Annotated in this window: 3 protein-coding genes; all 3 read right to left on the bottom strand. The window is 65.2% G+C overall.

The features are described 5' to 3' along the window. On the bottom strand, positions 1 to 1,724 hold a 1,724-nt coding region (locus MOV75_RS29710; protein WP_247007104.1), incomplete at its 3' end, for a hybrid sensor histidine kinase/response regulator. Between the two features lie 206 nt (positions 1,725 to 1,930). Further along, complete coding sequence (locus MOV75_RS29715) at positions 1,931 to 2,713, bottom strand: succinate dehydrogenase iron-sulfur subunit (RefSeq protein WP_246919920.1); 783 nt, start codon at positions 2,711 to 2,713, stop codon at positions 1,931 to 1,933. 129 nt (positions 2,714 to 2,842) lie between these two features. After that, on the bottom strand, positions 2,843 to 3,949 hold a 1,107-nt coding region (locus MOV75_RS29720), incomplete at its 5' end, for an FAD-binding protein (RefSeq protein ID WP_247007105.1).

The raw sequence follows: 3,949 nt of genomic DNA on the forward strand, positions 1-3,949 counted from the left end.
AGCAGGTCCGGCGGCACCCGCGGCAGATAGAGTGAGAAGGTGCTGCCGTGCCCGACCTCGCTCGTGACCGTCACCTCGCCGCCGGATTGCCGGGCGAAGCCGAACACCTGGGACAGGCCGAGGCCGGTGCCGTGGCCAACCTGCTTGGTGGTGAAGAACGGCTCGAAGATGCGCCCCAATCGGGCGGCGGGAATGCCGATGCCGGTGTCGCTGACGGTCACGCTGATGAAGCCATGGTGTCCCGGGATCTGGCCGTCCGGGGCGCCGGCCAGCGTGTCCGGAACGGTCGTCGCGGCCTCGACCTTGAAGGTGATCCGGCCCTTGCCCTGCATGGCATCGCGCGCGTTGGTCGCCATGTTGATCAGCGCCGTCTCGAACTGGCCGGCATCGGCACGGACGAGGCAGGGCTCCGCGGGCAGGCGCATGGCGATCTCGATGGCCGGCCCCAGCAGGGGCGCAAGCATGTCGTGCAGCGCCTGCATCCGTTCGCCGACGTCGAACACCTCCGGCTTCAAGGTCTGACGCCGCGCAAAGGCGAGCAGCTGCGAGGTCAGCTTGGCCGCGCGGGCCACGGCGTCTGCAATGGCGGTGATGTAGCGCTGGCGCCGCTCCTCCGTCAGCTGCGGCCGGTTCAACAGGTCGACCGAGGCGCGGATCACCGTCAGCAAATTGTTGAAATCATGCGCGACCCCGCCGGTGAGCTGCCCGAGCGCCTCCAGGCGCTGGCTGTGCTTGAGGGCCTCCTCGGCCTCACGCCGCTTTGCGGCCTCGGTTTGAAGGTGCTGGGTGCGCCGCAAGGCCAGCGCCAGCAACAGAAACAGAAGTGCGGTGGCGGGAATGCCGAACACAAGATGCTGGCCGATGGTGGCGAACCAGCGCGCGCGGATCGCCGAGGTTTCGAGCCCGGCGCTGACATAGATCGGGTATTCCGCGATGCGCCGGTAGCCGATGCGCCGCTCGATCCCGTCCGAGGGCCAGGCGACGGTGATGAGGCCGTGCTCGGGGCGCGCCGCGATTTCGCGGCCGACCGGTCCGGTCGGATCGAGCCGAAGGTCGCGGTCGAGCCGCGGGAAATGCGCAAGCAGCATGCCGTCGGTGCGTCCCATCGCGAAGAAGCTGCCGGCATCGGAACCGATGCGCGCATAGAAACTGTCGAAATATTCGGGGAGGACCGAGGCCTGGATCACCCCGATGAAGCTGCCGTCGTCGGAGTCGCGGCGGCGGCTCACCCCGAAGAAGCGCGCGCCCTGATAGGGCGGACGGGGCGTCAGGGCCGTGCCGATGAACGTGCCGATGCTCTGGTCGATATGGGCATAGAAGTAATTGCGGTCCGCAAAGCTCAACTCCGGCGGTGGCGAGGCGAGGCTGTTGACCAGCGCTTTTCCGTCCGCGTCGAAGATCCAGGCCGATTTGAGCTGTGGCAGCGAATCGGTCAGCCGCTTCAGGCGGCGATGCAGCGCCGGCTCGCGGGCGCGGATGGTGTCGTCGGGTAGGCCGCGGACCACCTCGTTGAGCTCGGCAAGGCTGCGATCGATGGTCTCGAACACCTTCAGCGCGTGCTCATGCACGACGTCGAGCGTGCGCTCGATCTCCCGGTCGGCGATGTCGCGGGTCGATGTGTAGGAGATCGTTGCGGCGATGGCGAACAGAGCAATCGGCAGCGCCAGGGATGCCGCCATCATCCACTGCAACAATCTCAGCGAGTTGCGTTGCGCCCTCTGCACAGTCGCTCCGTCCCTGACGGGAGCTTAACTGAATCTGGCGCGGGGAAGGAAGCAGCTTATGCTGGAACCGAAGGTTGCGATCTAAAAAATTTGCCCGCACGGCGGGTCGGGGAAAATTCTCCTCGAATTGGAAAATTCTACTCGAATTGGCTCCGATCCCAGAATGTCGCGGCCGGTCTGGCCGGGACGCAAAGCATGACTTCGTCTCAGATCTGCCGTTCGACCATCTTGAGCTTGAGCTCGGCGATGGCTTCCGCGGGGTTCAGTCCCTTCGGGCAGGCTTTGGCGCAGTTCATGATGGTGTGGCAGCGGTAGAGCCGGAACGGATCCTCGAGATTGTCGAGCCGCTCGCCGGTCGCTTCATCCCGCGAATCGGACACCCAGCGGTTGGCCTGGAGCAGGGCGGCGGGGCCGAGATAGCGGTCGCTGTTCCACCAATAGCTCGGGCAGGAGGTCGAGCAGCAGGCGCACAGGATGCACTCGTAGAGGCCGTCGAGCTTCTCGCGGTCCTCGTGGGTCTGGCGCCATTCCTTCTGCGGCGTCGGCGAGGTCGTCTTCAGCCACGGCTCGACCGACGCATACTGCGCGTAGAAATTGGTGAGGTCGGGGACGAGATCCTTCACGACCGGCTGGTGCGGCAGCGGGTTGATCTTCACCGCGCCGTCCTTGACGTCGTGCATCGAGCGGGTGCAGGCCAGCGTGTTCTGGCCGTCGATGTTCATGGCGCAGGAGCCGCAGACGCCTTCGCGGCAGGAGCGGCGGAAGGTCAGCGAGGGGTCGATGTGGTTCTTGATCCAGATCAGGCCGTCCAGCACCATCGGACCGCAATCATTGGTGTCGACGTAATAGGTGTCGACGCTCGGATTCTTGCCGTCGTCCGGATTCCAGCGATAGACGCGAAACTCGCGAACCTCGGTCGCGCCCGCGGGCTTCGGCCAGGTCTTGCCGCCGGAAATCTTGGAGTTCTTCGGAAGTGCGAATTCAACCATTGCTCTAACCTTTCGTCATTCCGGGATGGTCCGAAGGACCAGACCCGGAATCTCGAGATTCTCAGGTGCGCAATTTGCGCACCCCAGTTCGATGCTGCGCATCGCCCCGGAATGACGGCTAATGTTCGATCAGTACACGCGCGCCTTGGGCGGGATGTACTGTACGTCGTTGGTCATGGTGTAGTCGTGAACCGGACGGTACTCGATCTTGACCTTGCCGGCATCGTCCAGCCAGGCCAGCGTGTGCTTCATCCAGTTCTTGTCGTCGCGCTCGGAGAAGTCCTCGCGCGCATGGGCGCCGCGGCTCTCGGTGCGGTTGGCGGCCGAGTTCATCGTCACCACCGCCTGCGAGATCAGATTGTCGAATTCCAGCGTCTCGACGAGGTCCGAGTTCCACACCAGCGAGCGGTCGGACACGGCGATGTCGGTGATGCCGCTGTGGACCTTCTCGATCAGGTTCTGGCCTTCGCTCAGGATTTCGCCGGTGCGGAACACCGCGCAATTGTTCTGCATCACGTGCTGCATGCCTTCGCGCAGCTTCGCGGTTGGCGTGCCGCCGGAGGCGTAGCGGTAATGGTCGAGGCGGCCGAGCGCGAGCTCGGACGAGTTCGCCGGCAGCTCGGGCTGCTTGGCGTTCGGCGTGAGCTTTTCGGCGAGGCGGAGCGCCGCGGCGCGGCCGAACACGACGAGGTCGATCAGCGAGTTGGAGCCGAGGCGGTTGGCGCCGTGCACGGAGACGCAGGCGGCTTCGCCGATCGCCATCAGGCCGGGGATGATCGCGTTGTCGTCGCCGTCCTTCTTGGTCAGGACTTCGCCGTGATAGTTCGTGGGGATGCCGCCCATGTTGTAGTGCACGGTCGGCACGATCGGGATCGGCTCGCGCGTCACGTCGACATTGGCGAAGATCTTTGCGGATTCGGAGATGCCGGGCAGCCGCTCGGCCAGCACCGCGGGATCGAGATGGTCGAGGTGCAGGAAGATGTGGTCCTTCTTCTTGCCGACGCCGCGTCCTTCACGGATCTCGATGGTCATCGCGCGCGAGACGACGTCGCGCGAGGCGAGGTCCTTGGCCGACGGCGCATAGCGCTCCATGAAACGCTCGCCTTCGGAGTTGACGAGATAGCCGCCTTCGCCGCGCGCGCCTTCGGTGACGAGACAGCCCGAGCCGTAGATGCCGGTCGGGTGGAACTGCACGAACTCCATGTCCTGCATCGGCAGGCCGGCGCGCAGCACCAT

The sequence above is a fragment of the Bradyrhizobium sp. PRIMUS42 genome (assembly GCF_023006515.1).
Lineage (GTDB): Bacteria > Pseudomonadota > Alphaproteobacteria > Rhizobiales > Xanthobacteraceae > Bradyrhizobium.